At 69.2% G+C, this 19,365-nt stretch carries 21 protein-coding genes; 8 read left to right on the forward strand and 13 right to left on the reverse strand.

What is annotated here, in order from left to right; translation table 11 throughout:
• Position 1: 1 nt before the first annotated feature.
• Genes MCHLDSM_RS21830 through MCHLDSM_RS21840 form a run of 3 tightly spaced genes read right to left on the reverse strand, consistent with a single transcriptional unit; the run spans position 2 to position 3,927 of the window.
• Positions 2–1,093, reverse strand: a complete 1,092-nt coding sequence (locus tag MCHLDSM_RS21830; protein WP_048471984.1) for an NADH:flavin oxidoreductase/NADH oxidase — start codon at positions 1,091–1,093, stop codon at positions 2–4.
• The gene (locus tag MCHLDSM_RS21835) at positions 1,090–2,430 is read right to left on the reverse strand and encodes an MFS transporter (RefSeq protein WP_048471985.1); all 1,341 of its coding nucleotides are present in this window, start codon (positions 2,428–2,430) and stop codon (positions 1,090–1,092) included. Before MCHLDSM_RS21835 ends, MCHLDSM_RS21830 begins: the two co-directional genes overlap by 4 nt.
• A gap of 12 nt (positions 2,431–2,442) precedes the next feature.
• Positions 2,443–3,927, reverse strand: a complete 1,485-nt coding sequence (locus tag MCHLDSM_RS21840) for an aldehyde dehydrogenase family protein (RefSeq protein ID WP_048471986.1) — start codon at positions 3,925–3,927, stop codon at positions 2,443–2,445.
• 138 nt (positions 3,928–4,065) lie between these two features.
• Between MCHLDSM_RS21840 and purE the strand changes: the two genes are divergently transcribed.
• From purE to MCHLDSM_RS21850, 3 genes are all read left to right on the forward strand, one after another.
• Complete coding sequence (purE, locus tag MCHLDSM_RS21845) at positions 4,066–4,566, forward strand: 5-(carboxyamino)imidazole ribonucleotide mutase (RefSeq protein WP_048471987.1); 501 nt, start codon at positions 4,066–4,068, stop codon at positions 4,564–4,566.
• 179 nt (positions 4,567–4,745) lie between these two features.
• Positions 4,746–4,982 (forward strand): hypothetical protein, encoded by a 237-nt coding sequence (locus tag MCHLDSM_RS37815; protein WP_131722674.1) that lies wholly within the window; start codon positions 4,746–4,748, stop codon positions 4,980–4,982.
• A gap of 107 nt (positions 4,983–5,089) precedes the next feature.
• Positions 5,090–6,259 carry an acyl-CoA dehydrogenase gene (locus tag MCHLDSM_RS21850; RefSeq protein WP_048472023.1) on the forward strand — a complete coding sequence of 390 codons (1,170 nt, stop codon included), beginning with the start codon at positions 5,090–5,092 and terminating at the stop codon, positions 6,257–6,259.
• Positions 6,260–6,336: 77 nt separating this feature from the next.
• Here MCHLDSM_RS21850 and mddA read toward each other — a convergent pair whose 3' ends face one another.
• The 5 genes from mddA to MCHLDSM_RS21875 form a co-directional block, all read right to left on the reverse strand.
• The gene (gene mddA / locus MCHLDSM_RS21855) at positions 6,337–7,095 is read right to left on the reverse strand and encodes a methanethiol S-methyltransferase (RefSeq protein WP_048471988.1); all 759 of its coding nucleotides are present in this window, start codon (positions 7,093–7,095) and stop codon (positions 6,337–6,339) included.
• Between the two features lie 139 nt (positions 7,096–7,234).
• Complete coding sequence (locus MCHLDSM_RS21860; protein WP_082169021.1) at positions 7,235–8,032, reverse strand: biotin--[acetyl-CoA-carboxylase] ligase; 798 nt, start codon at positions 8,030–8,032, stop codon at positions 7,235–7,237.
• Between the two features lie 44 nt (positions 8,033–8,076).
• A complete protein-coding gene (locus MCHLDSM_RS21865) occupies positions 8,077–8,403 on the reverse strand; it encodes a hypothetical protein (protein WP_048471989.1) in 327 nt (108 codons plus the stop codon).
• 237 nt (positions 8,404–8,640) lie between these two features.
• Positions 8,641–9,348: a TIGR03089 family protein gene (locus MCHLDSM_RS21870; RefSeq protein WP_048471990.1), complete on the reverse strand. Its 708-nt coding sequence runs from the start codon at positions 9,346–9,348 to the stop codon at positions 8,641–8,643.
• Positions 9,348–10,817: an LCP family protein gene (locus MCHLDSM_RS21875; protein WP_048471991.1), complete on the reverse strand. Its 1,470-nt coding sequence runs from the start codon at positions 10,815–10,817 to the stop codon at positions 9,348–9,350. The genes MCHLDSM_RS21870 and MCHLDSM_RS21875 overlap by 1 nt, the downstream gene beginning before the upstream one ends.
• Positions 10,818–10,885: 68 nt before the next feature.
• On the opposite strand from MCHLDSM_RS21875, the gene rfbD reads away from it, so the two are divergent.
• The 3 genes from rfbD to manB are packed head-to-tail and all read left to right on the forward strand — an operon-like array spanning position 10,886 to position 13,723.
• Positions 10,886–11,743 (forward strand): dTDP-4-dehydrorhamnose reductase, encoded by an 858-nt coding sequence (gene rfbD, locus MCHLDSM_RS21880; RefSeq protein ID WP_048471992.1) that lies wholly within the window; start codon positions 10,886–10,888, stop codon positions 11,741–11,743.
• 16 nt (positions 11,744–11,759) lie between these two features.
• Positions 11,760–12,644, forward strand: a complete 885-nt coding sequence (locus tag MCHLDSM_RS21885; protein ID WP_048472025.1) for a glycosyltransferase family 2 protein — start codon at positions 11,760–11,762, stop codon at positions 12,642–12,644.
• Positions 12,644–13,723, forward strand: a complete 1,080-nt coding sequence (gene manB / locus MCHLDSM_RS21890) for a mannose-1-phosphate guanylyltransferase ManB (protein ID WP_048416808.1) — start codon at positions 12,644–12,646, stop codon at positions 13,721–13,723. The genes MCHLDSM_RS21885 and manB overlap by 1 nt, the downstream gene beginning before the upstream one ends.
• A gap of 60 nt (positions 13,724–13,783) precedes the next feature.
• Here the strand turns inward: manB and MCHLDSM_RS21895 are convergent, their stop codons facing one another.
• The 4 genes from MCHLDSM_RS21895 to cofD all read right to left on the reverse strand — a co-directional run bounded on the left by MCHLDSM_RS21895 (position 13,784) and on the right by cofD (position 17,592).
• Positions 13,784–14,653 carry an endonuclease domain-containing protein gene (locus MCHLDSM_RS21895; RefSeq protein WP_048471993.1) on the reverse strand — a complete coding sequence of 290 codons (870 nt, stop codon included), beginning with the start codon at positions 14,651–14,653 and terminating at the stop codon, positions 13,784–13,786.
• 83 nt (positions 14,654–14,736) lie between these two features.
• Positions 14,737–15,291, reverse strand: coding sequence for an NUDIX hydrolase (locus MCHLDSM_RS21900; RefSeq protein WP_048471994.1), 555 nt, complete (start codon positions 15,289–15,291; stop codon positions 14,737–14,739).
• Positions 15,292–15,313: 22 nt separating this feature from the next.
• Positions 15,314–16,657 (reverse strand): coenzyme F420-0:L-glutamate ligase, encoded by a 1,344-nt coding sequence (locus MCHLDSM_RS21905; RefSeq protein WP_048471995.1) that lies wholly within the window; start codon positions 16,655–16,657, stop codon positions 15,314–15,316.
• Positions 16,654–17,592, reverse strand: a complete 939-nt coding sequence (gene cofD, locus MCHLDSM_RS21910) for a 2-phospho-L-lactate transferase (protein ID WP_234714152.1) — start codon at positions 17,590–17,592, stop codon at positions 16,654–16,656. The genes MCHLDSM_RS21905 and cofD overlap by 4 nt, the downstream gene beginning before the upstream one ends.
• Positions 17,593–18,068: 476 nt before the next feature.
• Here cofD and MCHLDSM_RS21915 point away from each other — a divergent pair, with 476 nt between their 5' ends.
• Positions 18,069–18,332: a WhiB family transcriptional regulator gene (locus MCHLDSM_RS21915; RefSeq protein WP_172506368.1), complete on the forward strand. Its 264-nt coding sequence runs from the start codon at positions 18,069–18,071 to the stop codon at positions 18,330–18,332.
• Positions 18,333–18,339: 7 nt separating this feature from the next.
• Here MCHLDSM_RS21915 and MCHLDSM_RS21920 read toward each other — a convergent pair whose 3' ends face one another.
• Positions 18,340–18,762: a metallopeptidase family protein gene (locus MCHLDSM_RS21920; protein WP_043406597.1), complete on the reverse strand. Its 423-nt coding sequence runs from the start codon at positions 18,760–18,762 to the stop codon at positions 18,340–18,342.
• 132 nt (positions 18,763–18,894) lie between these two features.
• On the opposite strand from MCHLDSM_RS21920, the gene MCHLDSM_RS21925 reads away from it, so the two are divergent.
• Positions 18,895–19,314, forward strand: coding sequence for a DUF3499 domain-containing protein (locus MCHLDSM_RS21925; RefSeq protein ID WP_048416842.1), 420 nt, complete (start codon positions 18,895–18,897; stop codon positions 19,312–19,314).
• Positions 19,315–19,365 lie beyond the last annotated feature (51 nt).

Consider the following 19,365-nt stretch of genomic DNA (forward strand, 5'->3'; position numbering starts at 1 on the left):
GTCAGGTGAACGCCCGCGTGTACTGCGGGGGATGAGGCAGCTTATGCCCCAGCGTGGCGGCGGCCTGGCGCGGCCATGCCGGATTGCGCAGCAGCTCCCGGCCGAGGAACACCGCGTCGGCCTGGCCGCTCGCCACGATGGTCTCGGCCTGCTCCGCGTCGGTGATCAGCCCGACCGCGGCCGTCGGGATGCCCGCCTTGGCGCGGACCGCCTGCGCGAACGGCACCTGATAGCCCGGCCCGACCGTGATCGGCGCGTCGGGCACGATGCCGCCGCTGGAGACATCGGCCAGGTCGACGCCCCGGTCTTTGAGTACCGCCGCGAGTTCGACGGCGTCGTCGACGGTCCAGCCGGGGCGCTCGTCATCGGTGTCGCCGGCGAGCCAGTCGGTGGCCGAGGTGCGGAAGAACAGCGGCAGCGCGTCGGGCCAGTGCCGCCGGACCTCGTCGACCACCTCGGTGGCGAACCGCATCCGGTTGGCCAACGACCCGCCGTAGCGATCGGTGCGGTGGTTGGCCTGCGGGGACAGGAACTGGTGGATGAGATAGCCGTGCGCGCCGTGCAATTCGAGCACCTGGAAGCCGGCGTGCGCGGCGCGGGCGGCCGCCGCGCCGAAGGCCGTCACGATGTGGGCGATGTCCTCTTCGGTCAGTTCAGCCGGCTCGGGCAGGCGGCCGAACGCGTTGGGGCTGGGAGCCGTTGTCGGCCAACTGTTCTGGGTGCGATCGGGATCCGGCCACGGCCGGCCCGTCGAACCCTTGCGGCCGGCGTGCACCAGCTGGATGCCCGGGACGGCGCCGAGTGACCGGATGAACGCGGTGATTCTCCGCAGGGCCTCGGCCTGGGTGTCGTTCCACAGGCCCAGGTCGTAGTCGCTGCTGCGACCGTCGGGAAGGACCGCCGTCGCCTCCGTCATCACCAGCGCCGCCCCGCCGGCCGCGCGCGCCCCCAGATGCGCGAGGTGCCAGTCGGTAGCCGCGCCCGTCTCCGGCCCGTCGGGGACCGCGGCGAACTGCATCATCGGCGACATCCACACGCGGTGGGCAAAGGTGATGTCCCGCAACGTCAACGGATCGAACAGATGGGTGCTCATCGGACGCTCTCCTCGGCGTGCGGCTCCGCCGGCAGCGGCATGCCGCGGGTTTCGGGGGCGAAGGCCAGGCCGATCACCGCGACCACACCCAGCGCCGCGACCGACGCGGTGGCCAGGCCGAGGTTCCCGTCGAACCACGACACCGCGATGACGCCCGCGACCAGCGGCCCGAACGCGGTGACGAACCGGCCCGCGCTGTTGCAGACCGCCAACGCCGTCGCCCGCACACTGACCGGGAACAGCTCCGGGCCGTAGATGAACGTGCCCGACAGCGCGCCGAACAACCCGAAGCCGAGGATCGGCATCGCGATCAGGTACTCGGTATAGGTGCGGTCGAACGCGAATGTCGCCACGATCGCCGCGGCCGAGACCGCGAAGCACAACCCGAACGTCTTGCGCCGCCCGAACGCATCGGCCAGGAAACCCCACAGCGCGTAGCCGACGATGCCGCCGGCGTTGAACAGCATCGAGGCGATCGCGACCCGGTGATCGGCCGTCTCCTTCGGCAGCCCGCCGGACGCGGTGAACTGCCGGATGATCTGCGGATACCACGTCGACACGCTCCAGAACGCAATCAGCGAGCCCGTCGCCAACGCGGTACACACCAGCGTCGGGGTCAGCAGCGGCTTGCTGAACAGTCGCTTGAGGACGAACGTGTCTTTCTCGTTGCGGCGCTTCCGCTCTCGGCGGCGGTCCAGATGCGCGCCGACCTCCTCGGGCTCGGGCACGTAGCGGCGGATGAACCAGACCAGCAGCGCCGGCAGCACCGCGAGGCCCAGCATCAGACGCCAGCCGTAGTGGCCGAGCGCGGCGTACACCGCTGCGGCGACGAAGAACCCGCCGGCGTAGCCGCTCATCATGATGCCGCCCGCGCGGGCACGGAACCGGTTGCGCCACGTCTCGGCGATCAGCGCGGCGCCGACGGGCGCCTCCACCCCGGATCCGACACCCGCGATGAACCGCAGAAGCGCCAGCTGCCACCACGTTTCGGAGAACGCGGCGAGCGCGGTGAACACCGCGTAGGTGAGGATGCCCAGCGACAGCACCCGGGTGCGGCCGAAATAGTCGGCCAGGATGCCGAAGCAGATGCCGCCGACCGCCCAGCCCAGCAGGAACATCGTCACCGTCAGGCCGCCGTACAGGCCGATGGCCGACGGGGTGACGCCGATCCCGCTGTTGGGCAGCAGCTCCGTCATCGTGGGTCCGAGCACCAGCACGTAGAGGCTGCCGGCGAAACCGTCCAGGCCCCATCCGAGCGTCGTCCCGGCGAGCACCAGCCACTGGGTGCGGGTGATCTCTTTCTGCCAGGTGGAACGTGGTTGCGTCTTGGTGGTCATGCGCTGCTCCTGTCAGTTCAGCCGGGTCTCGGCGGAGGCGCCGTACCAGTCGACGGACGAATCCGACGTCCGGACCACGATCGTCTTCACCCACGAGAAGTCGTCGAAAGACTCTGTGCCCGCGTCTTTTCCGATGCCGGATTCCTTGACACCGCCCCAGGGCAGCGACGGTTCCAGCCGGTGGTGGTCGTTGACCCACACCATGCCGGCCACGATCGCGTCGGCGACCCGGTGCGCCCGCGCCACGTCGGTGGTCCACACCCCGGCGCCGAGGCCGTAGAGGTTGTCGTTGGCCATCGCGACCGCGTCGGCCTCGGTGTCGAAGGCGATCACCACGGCGACCGGGCCGAAGATCTCCTCCCGCGCGACCGTCATGTCCATCGTGGCGTCGGCGAACACGGTGGGCGCGACGAAGAAGCCGTCTGCAAGGTGGGCCGGCAGCTCGGGTGGGCCGCCGGCCGCGAGCCGGGCGCCCTCGTCGACCCCGGTGCGGATCAGCGCGACGATCTTGTCGCGCTGGCGGGCGCTGATCACCGGGCCCATCTGGGTGCCGGGCTCACTCGGGTCACCGACGCGGATGTTCTTCGCGCGGGCCGCCAGCGCGTCGACGAACCGGTCGTAGATGCTGCGCTGCACCAGGAATCGCGAACCGGCGACACAGGATTGGCCCGCGGCGATGAACGCCGCGAACGCCGCCCCTTCGGCCGCGGTCACCGGATCGACGTCGTCGAACACCACCACCGGCGTCTTGCCACCGAGCTCGGCGGTCATCCGGGCGAACCGTGCGGCCGTCGCCACCGACGCCGAACGACCGGCCTCGGTGCCGCCGGTCAGCGTAATCTTCGCGACGTCGGGATGCTCGGTCAGCGCGACACCGGCCTCGCGGCCACCCGTCACGACGTTGACCACGCCGTCCGGCACGCCGGTCTCGGCGAGGATCTCGGCGAGCGCGAGCGTCGTCAGCGGGGTGAGCTCGGACGGCTTGACCACCACGGTGTTCCCGTTGGCCAGGGCAGCCGACAGGCTGCGCGCCAGGATCAGCATCGGGTGGTTGAACGGCGTGATGATGCCGCACACGCCCAGCGGCTGCCGACGCTGATAGGTCAGATAGGGGCCGTCGCCGGGCAGCACCGCATTGCGTTGCGCGACAAGCAGACCCGCGTTGTAGCGGAACCACTCCGGCACCCGGGACAGCTGCGCGCGGGTCTCGGTGATCGGCCGTCCGTTGTTACGGGTCTCCAGGCGGAACAGCCGCTCGGAGTTGGCCTCGATCGCGTCGGCGATGCGCAGCAGCAGCTTCGCGCGCTCGCTGCGGACCATGGCCGGCCAGGGACCGGTTTCGAAGGCGGCTTTGGCGCGGGCCACCGCGGCGTGCACGTCGGCGGCGGTGTGCTCGGGGACGGTGTCGATGACGGCGGTGGTCGCGGGGTCGAGGATGTCGCGGGTGGCTCGCGCGTCCTCGCGGTGCAGCGGTGTGACCGGGGTTACAGAAGTCATGGTGCGAGTGTCGCCAGTGGCCTGCCGCGCTGGCAATGTCCCGCCGCACATACTTGTGGTCGTTTCAGTGTCTGCGGCGACACCATCGGATGCGGCTCAGTAGAGTGCTGCCGTACCCCGAACGGAGAGGACCCCCGCATGACGCCACGGGTCGGCTTGATCATGGGCAGCGACAGCGACTGGCCGGTGATGTCGGACGCCGCGGAGGCGCTCGCCGAGTTCGACATCCCGTTCGAGGTCGGCGTCGTCTCCGCGCACCGCACGCCAGCGCGCATGCTCAGCTACGCGCAGGAGGCGGCAGGCCGCGGTATCGAGGTGATCATCGCCGGGGCCGGGGGAGCGGCGCATCTGCCGGGCATGGTCGCCTCGGCGACACCGCTGCCGGTGATCGGGGTCCCGGTGCCGTTGGCGCGGCTGGACGGTCTGGATTCCCTGCTGTCGATCGTGCAGATGCCTGCCGGGGTGCCGGTGGCGACGGTGTCGATCGGCGGGGCGCGCAACGCGGGGCTCCTGGCCGTGAGGATCCTCGGGGCGTCCGACCCCAAACTGCGGTCGCGGATGGCGGACTTCCAGGCCGGGCTGGAGAAGATGGTGCTGGAGAAGGACTCGGCGCTGCGGCAGCGGCTGCTGGGCGACTAGATTTCGCTGACCGCGTCAACAAGGCGCGATTGTGGCTGCTCGGCCGGTCGCTCGCCTTCTCGCGAGCTATTGCTGACGTGAGCGTCAACGGTTGCTTGGCAAACTCTGATGCGGGCCCTTGGGGCCCGTGGTCGTGCGCCAATTTGGGCAGCTGTGATGTTCGTCACACTAACCAAGGCGTGACGGAACAGGATTGGTCAGGACGCCCGGAGGACGACGACCGGCTCGGCGCTCTGGACCGCAGCCGCGGCCTGGATGTGACCCGTCTGCGCTGCGTGCACGCCCGCATCGACTACCGCCGATGCGCGCAGAACATGGCGAGTACCGTTCCAGCCACACTCGCAGTGCGCGGTACGGCGAAGGGCTGGGCCATCGATGTACACCTGCATGTTTCGGAGAGTAACCAGGGAAGTTGAGAAGTAACCATGTCCGTCGCTGAGCTTCGGCTGAGAGGGCGGACGGGCGGACTTCGCGTCGCAGTGCAAGCACGGTAAAGTTACCGGCGAGTAGCAAGGAGATGATGATGGCTGGATGGGGCGGAAATCCGTCGTTCGATTTGTTCCAGTTGCCTGAGGAACACCAGGAGCTGCGTGACGCGATCCGCGCGCTGGCGGAGAAGGAGATCGCTCCCTACGCCGCCGACGTCGACGAGAACTCGCGGTTCCCGCAGGAGGCACTCGATGCGCTGGTGGCGTCGGGCTTCAACGCGGTGCACGTACCCGAGGAGTACGACGGCCAGGGTGCCGACTCGGTGGCGGCGTGCATCGTCATCGAAGAGGTCGCGCGCGTCGACGCGTCGGCCTCGCTGATCCCGGCGGTCAACAAGCTCGGCACCATGGGGCTGATCCTGCGCGGCTCCGACGAACTGAAGAAGAAGGTGCTGCCCTCGATCGCCTCCGGTGAGGCGATGGCGTCCTACGCGCTCTCCGAGCGTGAGGCCGGCAGCGACGCCGCCGCGATGCGCACCCGCGCCAAGGCCGACGGCGAGGACTGGATCCTCAACGGCGCCAAGTGCTGGATCACCAACGGTGGCAAGTCGAGCTGGTACACAGTCATGGCCGTCACCGATCCCGACAAGGGTGCCAACGGCATCTCGGCGTTCATGGTCCACGTCGACGACGAGGGCTTCACGATCGGACCCAAGGAGCGCAAGCTCGGCATCAAGGGCTCGCCGACCACCGAGCTGTACTTCGAGAACTGCCGCATCCCGGGCGACCGGATCATCGGCGATCCCGGCACCGGCTTCAAGACCGCGCTGGCAACACTCGACCACACCCGCCCGACCATCGGCGCGCAGGCGGTCGGTATCGCGCAGGGTGCACTCGACGCGGCGATCGAATACACCAAGGACCGCAAGCAGTTCGGCAAGAGCATCGCCGATTTCCAGGCGGTGCAGTTCATGCTCGCCGACATGGCGATGAAGGTCGAAGCCGCACGGCTGATGGTCTACAGCGCCGCGGCACGCGCCGAGCGGGGCGAGGGGAACCTCGGCTTCATCTCGGCGGCGTCGAAGTGCCTGGCCTCCGATGTCGCGATGGAGGTGACCACCGACGCGGTGCAGTTGTTCGGCGGCGCCGGCTACACCATCGACTTCCCGGTCGAGCGGATGATGCGCGACGCCAAGATCACGCAGATCTACGAGGGCACCAACCAGATCCAGCGCGTCGTCATGAGCCGGGCCCTGCTGAAGTAATTCTGTTGCCGCGGAATAGCATTCCTGGCTGCTGTGAGCGAAACATCGCAGCCAGGAATGCGCTTCCGCGTGCGGGGTCAGCTCGCTGGGCGTGCGTGGGTTACCCGCGGCTTGGGCGGCCGCGGCACGATCATCGGCACCGTCTCGCGGTACGCGGCATAGCGGCCGCCGAGCTTCGCCAGCAGATCGCGCTCCTCGAGCCACATGGCCAGGAAGATCCACGCCGTCGTCACCGACGCGAACAGCAGGTGGCCCACTGTCATGGTCGGCGCCGCCCAGAAGGCCACGATGAAGCCGAGATTCAGCGGGTGGCGCACCACGCGATAGAACAGCGTCGTGCGGAACCCCGTCTCGGCCTGGCTGTGGCCACGCCAGGCCGCGAACACCTGCTTGAGCCCGAAGAGTTCGAAGTGGTTGATCATGAACGTCGACGCGAGCACGACCGCCCAGCCAAGCCAGAACACCATGTAGATCGCCCACCGCGCGGGCGGTGAACTCACCTCCCATACGACGGTCGGCAGCTCCCGCCACTGCCAGAGCACCAGCGCGAGAACAGCACTCGCGGCGAGCACGTAGGTGCTGCGTTCGATGGGCTGCGGGACGAAGCGGGTCCACCATCGCTTGAACGCCGGCCGCGCCATCACACTGTGCTGCACGGCGAACAGCGTCAGCAGCACCACGTCGATGGCCACGGCCTGCCCCCACGGGGCTTGCACGGCGTGGTCGACGGAGCGGGGCACGCCCAGATCGCCGACCCAGAGGATCGCGTACACGAACACGGCGAGGAACAGCACGTAGCTGACAGCGCCGTAGCAGAGCGTCAGGAATCGAGTCATGTCCCGATGGTGAACCGGCGCGATGGCGACGGCATGGGGCAAATGCCCCTATTTTCTGCCCGCGAGGGTGCACTCTTCGTAGCGCCGCGCGCACTGTGGCTACAAGGAATGCACGATCGCGGGGGAGCGCGCGCCTGCCCTAGCTCGCCGGGCGCAGGTGCGTGATGTCGCCCGCCGAGACCGTCACCAGCGTGCCGTCGCGATCGATTACCAGCCGACCGCTGTCATCGATACCCGTTGCGATGCCGACGATTTCGTCGCCGCCAGGCAGCAGCGCGCGTACCTGCGTGCCGATCGTCGAGCTGACACTGCGGTAGTCCGCGCCCAGCGGTCCGTCGACGCCGTGGGCGGCACGCCACTGCCGTACCCGCTCACTGAGCGCATCCAGCAGCGCCGCCGTCAGCTCGGTGCGGTCGGCGTCGTGCTGCAGCATGGTCAGCGACACCGCATTCGGGTCGGGAAGCTCGTCGGGGTCGAGGCTGACGTTCAGCCCCAGCCCGACGACGACGACCGACCCCGCCACCTCGGCGAGGATGCCGGCCAGCTTGCCGCCGGCGACCAGGACGTCGTTGGGCCATTTGAGCGTGGCGTCGACGCCGTAGTGCTGACGCACCGTCTGGCAGACCACCAGGCCGGTCAGTAGCGGCAGCCAACCCCAGCCGTCAGCGGGGACGTCGGTGGTGTCGACGGCGAAGGACATCGAGATCTGCGTCCGCGGGGGAGCCGACCAGCTGCGCCCGTGGCGGCCCCGTCCGGCGGTCTGGTGCTCGGCCAGCAGCACCGCGCCCGCGATGTCCTCACCGCGGCCGGCGCGGGCGACGAGATCGGCGTTCGTCGAGCCCGTCTCCTCGACCACATCGACGCGTCGCCATTCGGTGCCGGCGATCGACGCGCGCAGCACATCAGAATTCAGGGCAGGGCGATTGACTGCGTGCACGGGTCGAGGTTAGTCGACGCCGTGCTTTCGCTAGACGTACCGGCTTAATTCGCCGAGGCGTCGGAGGGCGCGAGAGTCTCGACCGCCTGCGACGCGAGCGCATGCTCGGCGGTGACGCGGTTGAGGTGACCGAATCCAAGCACCAGGGCGACCATCCCGGCGAGCGCCCACAGGTTTCCGAATGCCCACTCCCACGCGGTCGCGGTTGGCGCCTCCTGGAGCCAGTACGCGGCGATGGCCACCAGGGCGTAGCCGCAGAAGATGTAAAACCGGCCATCGGGGCTGGCCAACCACCCGGGGTGCCGACGGTTGCGTAGGTGCCAAGCCGTCAGTACGGCGAGGACCGCGAGTGCGGAAACGGTCGACTCCATCGGCGCCTCTCCTTATTGACGGTCCCGACGGGGGACATCGCGAACCGTCTTTGCCAAAACTGTCACTCTCCGTCAGGCAGAGTCTGAACGACGAAGCTGTGAACAGCTTGTGGTTATGCAAACGATAAGGTCACAGTTACGATTGTGTCAATTATGTCGGCCTACAAATGATGTTACCCAGGCTCGGGCGGAAGTTCGCCACAACGGCAGATTCGCGTCACAAATTGATATCGGGCCTCAGCCGCGTGTTGTCTTCTCGGTTTCGCGCCGACGGTCCAGCAAATACGGGTTCGCGTTGGCCACGTACACCAGAGATGCCCCCGCGACATACGCCGCCAGCAGGTGAGCGATCACGTCGTCGGCGGTGTCCCACGGCGCGGACGACAGCACCCGGTCGTCGGCGGTCAGCCCCTGCCGATCGGCCACCGCACGCGCCGCGGCGAGCACGTCGTCCACCGACCGTCCGTTCAGTGCGGGACCCGGTTGGCGCTCGGGCACGATCTGATCCCCGTGCACCCGCACCGCCGTCGCGTAATCCGTCACGCCCACAGGAAGATTCGCGGCCGGCTTGCCGAACGGGTCCAGCGACAGCACGGCCACCTCGCCGCCGCTGACCGCGGCGTCGGCCTCATCGAGTCGGCCCTCGGTGCACACCGCAAGATCGGCGTCACCATCTCCGAGCACCGCCTCTGCGCCGACCCACCAGATGCCCAGCAGCATCGCCGCGGTCTGCCAGTGCGCAGGCAGCAGCACCGCCACGCGTGTGCCCGCGGCGGCCCCCAGCTCGTCGCGCAGCAAGTTCCCAGTTTTGGCGGCCCAGTTCGCCAGCGTCACCGTCGAACACTCGATGCGTTCACCGGTCGCGTCGTCGTAGTAGGTGATGCGCGGACCGGCCGGGTTGCGGGCCAGCAACGGGTCGAGGATCGCCGAGCCCAGATTGGTCATCAGTTGACGCACGCTGGGTCGTCGGAACCGGCCGTGATGATCGGCGACGCCGTCGGCAGCGCCTCTCCACCCCCGGACGCGTTCGTCACCGGCGCCGACAGTGCGACGTCCGTGCCGTCCAGGCCCGACCCCGGGCCCGTGTAATCGGCGGCCAGCATGACCCGCACGGTGCCCGGCGGCACCGATGCGTCCTCGACGACCGGCAGCCCACCCAACGCCTTGGCCACCGCCTGGGCGCCCATGTCGTCGCTCTTGGCGGCCTGCACCTGGCTGTTGGCGACCTTGGCGCCCTCGTTGTTGCCGGTGTTTCCCGCCGCGAAGCCCTTGCTCGTCAGCACCTGCGACACCGCGGCGGCCAGGCCGTTGACGTCGCTGTCGTTGATGACGTCGGCAGTGGTCTTGTCATTGCTGTAGGCGATCTCGTCGGTCTTGCCCTCGTCCTGGTCGTGCAGCAGGCTGCTCACCCAGTCCTTGACCTCCGACGGATTCACCCGCACCACCGACTGCATGCCGTCGTCGCTCCAGCCCGCCTCCTCGACGATCGGGATGGTGGCGAACGCAACGTTGCCGCCCGACAGCTTGGTCAGCTGATCGGCGAAGTCCATGATGTTCCAGCCGTCGGAGAGCACCACCGAACGCTGCACCGCGTCCTCGAGCCGGTTCAGCGTCGCGGGGCTCGAGAGCGTCTTGCTGGAGATCACCTCGTGCGCCAACGACGCCATGAACGCCTGCTGACGGGTGACGCGGTCCAAGTCGCCGCGGGGCAGATCGTGGCGCTGCCGCACGAAGCTCAGCGCCTGCGGACCGTCCAGCTTCTGCCAGCCGGCCGGGAAGTCGGCACCCGAAAGCGGTTCGTAGACAGCATCTTTGAGGCACACATTGACGCCGCCGAGGGCGTCGGTGATCAACGAGAAACCCAGCAGGCCGATCTCGGCGTAGTGGTCGACGGTGACGCCGGTGAGGTTGGCGACCGTCTTGATCAGCTCCTCGCGGCCCGCCTCGGTGGCTTCCTTCTCCGCGACCGCGGGGTCCTCGCCCTGCTGCTCGACGAGCTCCTTCATCTTCTCCAGGTGCACCGAGCCGTAGACGCCGTTGATCTTCATCTTCCCGATGCCGGGCGCCTCCACGTAGGAGTCGCGGGGGATCGAGATCGCCGTCGCCGAACGCCCGTTGTTCGGGATGCGCACCAGGATGATGGTGTCGGTGTTGGTGGAGACGTCGTCGCCGGCGCGCAGCGTCGCGAGCTCCTCCTGGCTGAGCGGGTTGCCGTGCGCGTCGGTGCGGCTGTCCATGCCGACCAGCAGGATGTCGATCGCGCCGTCCTCGCCGCCCTCGCCCAGCGCGACCGGGCTGACGTGGTTGATGCCCGACTCGAACGACCGGATCTTGCCCCACGCGACCCCGGTGCTGACCACGATGGCCAACGCCACGACCACGGAGACGACACGGGTCAGCTGAGCTGCAGGCATCCGCCCAGGCTACTGGCGGGTGGACGGCAGACGGGGGAGCCGACCCCGGCGTGCCACACTCGCTACCTATGGCTGACCGGATCGTGATCACAGGCGCAGGCGGCATGGTCGGACGCTTTCTGGCAGGTCAGGCCGCGTCCACCGGATATGACGTACAGGCCTTCACCTCGTCGGAGTGGGACATCACCGGACCGGGCGACGACTTCGTCTCACCCGGCGACGTCGTCGTCAACTGCGCGGCGTTCACCCAGGTCGACCAGGCCGAGGCCGAGCCCGACCGGGCGCACGCGGTCAACGCCACCGGCGCCGGCAACGTCGCGCAGGCCTGCGCGCGGGCCGGGGCGACGCTGATCCACATCTCCACCGACTACGTGTTCGGCGCGTCCGGGGCGCGGCGCCCGTACGACATCGACGACGAGACCGGACCGCTGTCGGTCTACGGGCGCACCAAGCTGCTCGGCGAGCAGGCCGTCCTGGCCGCGCTGCCGTCGGCCTACGTGGTGCGCACCGCCTGGATCTACGAGGGCGGCGACGGGAAGGACTTCGCCGCCGTCATGCGGCGCGCGGCCGCCGGGTCGGACACCGTCGACGTCGTCGCCGACCAGATCGGCTCCCCGACCTACGTCGGCGACCTGTGCCGGGCGCTGCTGCAGATCGCCGGCGGCGGCGTGCGCGGGCCGGTGCTGCACGCCGCCAACGCCGGCGCGGTCAGCCGGTTCGAGCAGGCCCAGGCCGTCTTCTCGCTGCTCGGGGCCGACCCGGCGCGGGTGCGGCCCGTCAGCAGCGACCTGCATCCGCGGCCCGCGCCGCGTCCGTCGTACTCGGCGTTGTCCGCCGAAGGCTCGGCGCGCGCCGGGCTGACGCCGCTGCGGGGATGGCGCGACGCGTTGGCCGACGCTCTGGGCCGGTTACCCTCTACGCCGTGAGATGGATGGCCCCCGCGTGAGCGACGAACTGTTCGTCGTGACCGTGACGTACTCGCCGGGGCCCCACCTCGACCTTTTCCTCGCGTCGCTGGCCCATGCCACCGAGCGGCCAGTGACGGTGATCATGGCCGACAACGGCTCCACCGACGGCTCACCCGAAGAGGCCGTCGACCGCTACCCCAACGCACGCCTGCTGCGCACCGGCGGCAACCTCGGTTACGGCTCGGCGATCAACCGGGCCGTCGCCGAATACGGACTGCCCGCCGCGACCGACATGTTCATCGTCGCCAACCCCGACGTGCAGTGGGGGCCGGGCAGCATCGACCAGCTGCTCGAGGCGGCGGGACGCTGGCCACGCGCCGGCGCGCTGGGACCGCTGATCCGCGACCCCGACGGCTCGGTGTATCCGTCCGCCCGGCACCTGCCGTCGATCATCCGGGGCGGCATGCACGCCGTCGTCGGCCCGATCTGGCCGTCGAACCCGTGGACCGCCGTCTACCGCCAGGAGCGCGAAGACCCCAGCGAACGGGCCGTCGGCTGGCTGTCGGGATCGTGCCTGTTGCTGCGCAGCGCGGCGTTCGCGGAGATCTCCGGCTTCGACGAGCGCTACTTCATGTACATGGAGGACGTCGACCTCGGCGATCGACTCGGCCGGGCCGGCTGGCAGAACGTCTACGTGCCCTCGGCGGAGGTGTTGCACGACAAAGGCCACTCCACCGGCCGCGACCCCGCTCGCAACCTGGCAGCCCACCATGAGAGCACCTACACTTTTCTCGCGGATCGGTACCCGCGACGGTGGCAGGCACCGTTACGGTGGGCGTTCCGGGGGGCATTGGGGGCGCGGTCACGGCTGGTCGTGCGGAGTTCTCTTCGAGCCCGACGGAAGGAAGGGCAGAGCTGATGGTGAATCCGGCCGACGTCGACGCAGTGATCCTGGTGGGCGGCATGGGAACTCGACTGCGGCCGTTGACGCTCTCGGCGCCCAAACCGATGCTGCCGACCGCCGGGCTGCCGTTCCTGACTCATCTGCTGTCGCGGATCGCCGAGGCGGGCATCGAACACGTCGTGCTCGGAACCTCGTACAAGGCGGGCGTGTTCGAAGCCGAGTTCGGTGACGGGTCCAAGCTCGGGCTGCAGATCGACTACGTCGTCGAGGACGAGCCGTTGGGTACCGGCGGTGGAATCGCCAATGTCGCATCGCGGCTGCGGCACGACACGGCCGTCGTCTTCAACGGCGACGTGCTCTCCGGATGCGACCTGCGGGCGCTGCTGGCCTCGCATTCCGACAACGATGCGGACGTCACGCTGCACCTGGTGCGCGTCGGCGATCCGCGTGCTTTCGGCTGTGTGCCAACGGATTCCGATGACCGGGTGACGGCCTTCCTGGAGAAGACGCAGGACCCGCCGACCGATCAGATCAATGCCGGCTGCTACGTCTTCAAGCGGTCGGTGATCGATCGGATCCCGAAGGGGCGCGCGCTGTCGGTGGAGCGTGAGGTGTTCCCAGGGCTGCTGACCGACGGCTACAAGGTGTGCGGCTACGTCGACTCCAGCTACTGGCGCGACATGGGCACACCCGAGGACTTCGTCCGCGGCTCAGCGGATTTGGTGCGTGGCATCGCGCCGTCGCCGGCACTGACGCATCAGCGCGGCGAGAAGCTGGTGCACGACGGGGCGTCGGTGGCGCCGGGTGCGCTGTTGATCGGCGGCACGGTGATCGGGCGCGGCGCGGAGATCGCCGGAGGCGCACGGCTCGACGGCGCGGTGATCTTCGACGGCGTGAAGGTGGGTGCGGGCGCGGTGATCGAGCGGTCGATCATCGGCTTCGGCGCGCACATCGGGCCGCGGGCACTCATTCGCGACGGCGTGATCGGCGACGGCGCGGACATCGGCGCCCGCTGCGAACTGCTGCGCGGCGCGCGGGTGTGGCCGGGCATCACGATCCCCGACGGCGGCATCCGCTTCTCGACGGACATCTGACTCGGCGGCGCTTTGCCTCCTCCGCGAACGTCGCACGCCGCGGAATAGCATTCCTGGCTGCTATGCGGGCTTTTTCACAGCCATGGCTTCTCTCTGACGGCGGGCCACCGCCTGTTTCACCCAGGCGATGACCTCGTCGTTGCGATCGCCGGCCATCACTCGTATGACGATCCATCCCGCGTCGGCCAGCTTGCGCAGACGCCGCGCATCCCAGCGGTACTGATCGGTGTCCGTACGGTGGTGATCGCCGTCGTACTCGACCGCGATCAGCAGATCCTCCCAGCCCATGTCGAGGTACGCGAACTCGAAGCCGTACTGGTCGGCCACCGGAATCTGCGTTCGCGGCGGTGGAAAGCCTCTGTCGATCAACAGAAGTCGCAATCGAGTCTCCTGCGGTGACTGCGCGCCGGCATCCATCAGCTCCACTGCGTCGCGGCACAGTCGCACGCCGTGCCTGCCCTTGTAGCGATAGGTGAGTCCCAGGATCTCCTCAGCAGTCACCCCCGTGGTGGAGGCGAGTGCATCGAGGTGCGCCACGGCGATGTTGCGGGGAAGGTAGCGGCCGAGATCAAGGCCCGTGCGGGCAGGCGTCGCGACCGGCATACCGTCGATCCAGACGATCTCATCGGGCGCGATGCGCTCCCGTCGGGTGATGATGCCTTCGGGGCAGTAATTGTTGGCCCACAGCAACTCGATCTCAGTCGCGTCGTCGACCCATCGCGCGCCGTGCAGCGCCGCGGCGGCTCGTCCGGTGATCACTCCGCGGCGACGGGACCACAGCCACGCACCCCTCGTGCGAACCGCCAGCGTGGGCTCGACGTCCTTGGGCACGTAGATGTCGGGAAAGATCGCGCGGTAGTTCCACCGCAACGACGCCCGAGTGATGGTGCCTGCGAGCACGGATTGCGAACCGACGATGACGTCCCCCATGAAAAGAGCATGCGGTCTTCGCCGGGGGCCTCAGCGCACGAGAAGCCATGGCTGTGGATAAGCCGATTTCGCAGCCAGGAATGCTATTCCGCGGCGGGGGTGAGGTGCACTCTCGCGAGGGTGGCGAGCTGCGTGAGGCCGAAATCGCTCGAGTCGGGCAGGTCGTCGAGCGGCCACCAGCGCAGATCCAGCGACTCCTCGCTGCGCTCGGCCTCCGCACCCTTCGGCGCGCGCGCCACGAACTGCACGTCGAGGTGACGGGTCGGCACGCCGAGCGAGCAGGTCACCGGATGCACGTGCACCGCGGTCGGCAGCTCGTCGATGAAGAGGCCCTCGATGCCGGACTCCTCCGTGGCTTCCCGCAGCGCCGCCGCGACCAGCGTCGCGTCCTCCGGCTCGCAGTGCCCGCCGAGTTGCAGCCAACGCTGGAACCGCGGATGCAACGTCAACAACGCGTGCGTGCCCGCATGATTGACCACCAGCGCGGAGCCCGTGATGTGGCCCGGCACCGACTCGCGCAGGCAGGCCTTCGCGTTGGCGTCGAGGAAGGCCAGCAGCGCGTGGCGCATCGACTCCTGCGCCGGGTCGGCCGGCCGCCACGCGGTGAGGGTGTCGATCGCCGACTGATGAAGACTCACGAGTGACCTGATACCCCGCGACTCACCGGACCACCAGCAGGCCGTCGGTCGGCACCGGCGCGCGCGGAGACGCCTGCCCGTCCGATGCGTATCCGATCGCGACCGCCCCCAACGGCTCCCAATCCGGCGGCAGATCCAGTTCGGCGCGCACCAGATCCGGCGCGAAGATCGTCGACCCGATCCAGCAGCTGCCCACCCCGCGCACCGCCAGCGCGACCAGCAGCCCCTGCACCGCCGCGCCGACCGCCACCGTGAACATCGTGTGCTCGGCCGCGGTGCGCTGCGCATCCGGATAGGTGTGCGCGCCGTCGGGCACCATGAACGGGATCACCAGCTCGGGCGCGTCGTAGAGGATCTGCCCGCGCGCGACCCGGCGCTCCACCGACGAGGGGTCCCGCCCGTCGCCGGACAGGTCCGCCCGCCACTGCTCCTTCATCCGGTCCAGCAGCCGCACCCGCACCGCGCTGTCGCGCACCCACACGAACCGCACCGGTCGGGTGTGATGCGGCGCGGGGGCGGTCAGCGCCTCACCGACCGCGGCCTCGATGAGTTCCGCTGCGACGGGTTCGTCGCTGAAACTGCGCACCGAGCGGCGCAGCAACTGCGCCTGCGACCGGCCCAGCGCCAGAGCCTCCTCGGTGCCGAGCCAGAACAGGTCCTCCTCGCCGGCACGCACCAGCGTGCGGGCGTTCGATCCGTCGTCGCGCAGCGTCAGCCCGCGCACCACCGCGACCGGCACCGCCGTCAGCTTCCCCTTCACCAGGTCGGCCGCCGCCGCGATCTCGTCAGCAACCGCGATCTCGGTGACGATCAACTCGTTGCCGTGCTGATCGTGTTCGCCGGCATAGCCGTGCAGCACCTGCAGGCCGGCCGCGCCGATCGCGACGTCGGTCTGCCCGGTGCGCCAGGCCCGGCCCATCGTGTCGGTGACGACGACGCCGACCTCGACGCCGAGCCGCTCGCGCAGCGCGGCGACCAACGCCGCGGCGCTGCCGTCGGGATCGACCGGCAGCAGGGCGAGTTCGTGCGAGTCGACGTTGGATCCGTCCACCCCGGCGGCGGCCTGCACCAGCCCGATCGCGTTCTCGGTGATCAGCGTGCGACCCTTGCGGGCCAGCACCCGCACCGCCTCGCTGTCGATCAGCTTGCGGCGCAACGTGTCCCGCAGCTCGGGATCGGCGGGTGCGTCGACGATGCGGCCCTCGCACTTGGACAGCACCTTGCTGGTGACGACGACGACGTCGTGATCACGCAGCCACGGCGCGGCCTCGGCGATCGCCGCGCCCAGATCGTCGCCGGGCCGGAACTCCGGAAGCCCGGGGACCGGCAGCAGTTCCACGCGCGCCGACGTGCCGTGGTCGCTCACAGCGTGATCCCGGCCAGATCCAGCCCGGCCCGCACCATCTCGGCGGTGACGGCCGGCTCACTCATCAGCAGCGGCGCCGAGCGCACCGTCACACCCTCGACCACCGCGTCGTCCCCGGAGTGCACCAGCCAGCCGTCGAGGATGCCGGTGCCCGACCGGGCGCCGTAGTGCGCGCCCACCGCCTCGGAGGTGCTGTCGACGCCGATCACCGTCAGGCACGCGTCGGCCATGCCGCGCAACGGCTTTCCCGCGATGATGGGGGAGTAGCCGATCACCGGGGCCTCGGTGGCGCGCAGCGCGGCGCGGACACCGCCGATGCCGAGGATCGCCCCGATGCTCACCACCGGATTCGACGGGGCGATCAGCACCACATCGGCACCCTCGATCGCCTCGGTGACACCCGGTGCGGCCGTGGCGTTGTCGGCGCCGACGAACGCGAAGCTGTCGGTGGGCACCTGGGCGCGGTGGCGCACCCACCACTCCTGGAAGTGGATGGCCTTCTTCTCCCCGTCCTCGGGATCGGTGATCACGACGTGGGTTTCACTGCGGTCGTCGCTGGCGGGCAGCAGCCGCACGCCGGGGTTCCAGCGCCGGCACAGTGCCTCGGTCACCTGCGACAGCGGATAGCCCGCGCGCAGCATCTGGGTGCGCACCAGATGGGTGGCCAGATCGCGGTCGCCGAGACCGAACCAGTCGGGCTGCACGCCGTAGGCGGCGAGTTCCTCCTTGGCGTGCCACGTTTCGTCGCGGTGCCCCCAACCCCGCTCGGGATCGATGCCGCCGCCCAGGGTGTACATGCAGGTGTCGAGATCCGGGCAGATCCGCACGCCGAACATCCAGGCGTCGTCGCCGACGTTCACCACAGCAGTCACATCATGCTCATCGGTATCGTGAGTACCGAACTGCCCCAGCCCCAACAGATATTGGACACCCAGGAGGAAGCGCGCACCACCGACGCCGCCGACGAGAACAGTGACCTTCACACCGACCGAGACTAGGCGCACCGCGCTGCGGCCCGCGCCCGGGAGGGCTCGGATCGCCGGAGTGACAGACACGCCACAACGCGACGCGCCGTATTTGTGTCACGGAATGGTATGAATTCCTGTTCTAGCGCTTGACCGCGACAGCTAACGCGTGTGTAATCACACCAGTGTCATTCGCGGTTCTCCGGCCGGTTCCGGTGTCGCAGACCGAGATTCGATCACTTGTTCGAATTGGGTGGCCACACAGAGTAATAGTGGGGCTGGCATACAACGGATCTACGAGACCTGTGGAGGAGGGGAACATGGCATTTGAGCACGCCGATTTCGGCAATTCGGTGCATTTTGACAGCAGGCTCCTCGGCTCGGTGGGAAGTGCGCCGCACATCCAGACCGGACCGGTAGCCGCGAGCATCGGGGGACGCCCGCAACTGAGCGTGGTGCCCGACCCGATCGACGACGAGCTGGCAACCGAAGAGGACCAGTGGCAGGAGCGTGCTCTGTGCGCGCAAACCGACCCCGAGGCCTTCTTCCCGGAGAAGGGCGGCTCGACCCGCGAAGCCAAGCGCATCTGCCAGGGCTGCGAGGTGCGCGATGCGTGCCTCGAATACGCCCTGGCCCATGACGAGCGCTTCGGCATCTGGGGCGGACTGTCCGAGCGGGAGCGCCGGCGCATCAAGCGCGGCATCATCTAGTCGTCGTCTAGTCGTCGTCGATCGTCGGGTCGATCACCGACGGCTCGACGCCGAGATAGGTGGCCACCTGCGCCACCAGGAGCTCATGCAGCAGCTCGGTCAGCTCGACGGTGTCCTTCGCCCGTCGCTCGATCGGCTTGCGGAACAACACAATTCGCGCCCGGGTGGAATTCCCGCGGACGTCCACCCCGGCCGGGATCAGCCGGGCCAGCGCGATCGGCCCGTCGGCGATGACCTCCGGCGGCCACTGCACACTGTCCGGGTCCTTCGGCGAGATGCGGGGGATCTCGTCGACCGCGACGTCCAGCGTCGCCACCCGGTCCTGCCAGCGTCGCTCGATCGGCTCGTAGGCCTCCAGCACCGCCATGTCGAAACGCTCCGCACGACTGCGCCAGCCCGGAACGGTGGGAGGCAGCAGCGGTCCACGCATTCCGCGGCCACGCCGGGACCCCCGGTGGTTGTGCGCGGTCACGAAAAAGATCGTAACGGTTGGGCTTCGGGCCCCTCACGGCTGCGCGTGTCCGCCGCGATCCGGGCGAATCCGCACGATAACCTCTCGTTCGTGAATGTTCCCCGTCGCTGCTGCCGGCCTGGCTGCCCCCACTATGCGGTCGCGACGCTCACGTTCGTCTACTCCGACTCGACCGCCGTCGTCGGCCCGCTGGCCACCGTGTCCGAGCCGCACTCCTGGGACCTGTGCGTCATGCACGCCGGACGCATCACCGCCCCCCGCGGCTGGGAACTGGTCCGCCACGCCGGACCGCTGCCGACCCACCCCGACGACGACGACCTGGTCGCGCTCGCCGACGCGGTGCGCGAGGGCCGGGAGGCCCCGGCCGGACCGGTCGCCGGATTCTCCGCCTTCACCGATCCCGTCAGCGGCGCCCAGGGCGGCGCGCTGATGGCCCCGCCCGTGCGCCGGCCCGAACCCCACGGGCGTCGCCGCGGGCACCTGCGCGTCCTGCCCGACCCCACCGACTGACACGAGTGGCGGCCGTACCCGCGGCTCCCGACGGCTAGGCTGGCGGCATCG

It is taken from the genome of Mycolicibacterium chlorophenolicum, from assembly GCF_001044235.1.
GTDB lineage: Bacteria > Actinomycetota > Actinomycetes > Mycobacteriales > Mycobacteriaceae > Mycobacterium > Mycobacterium chlorophenolicum.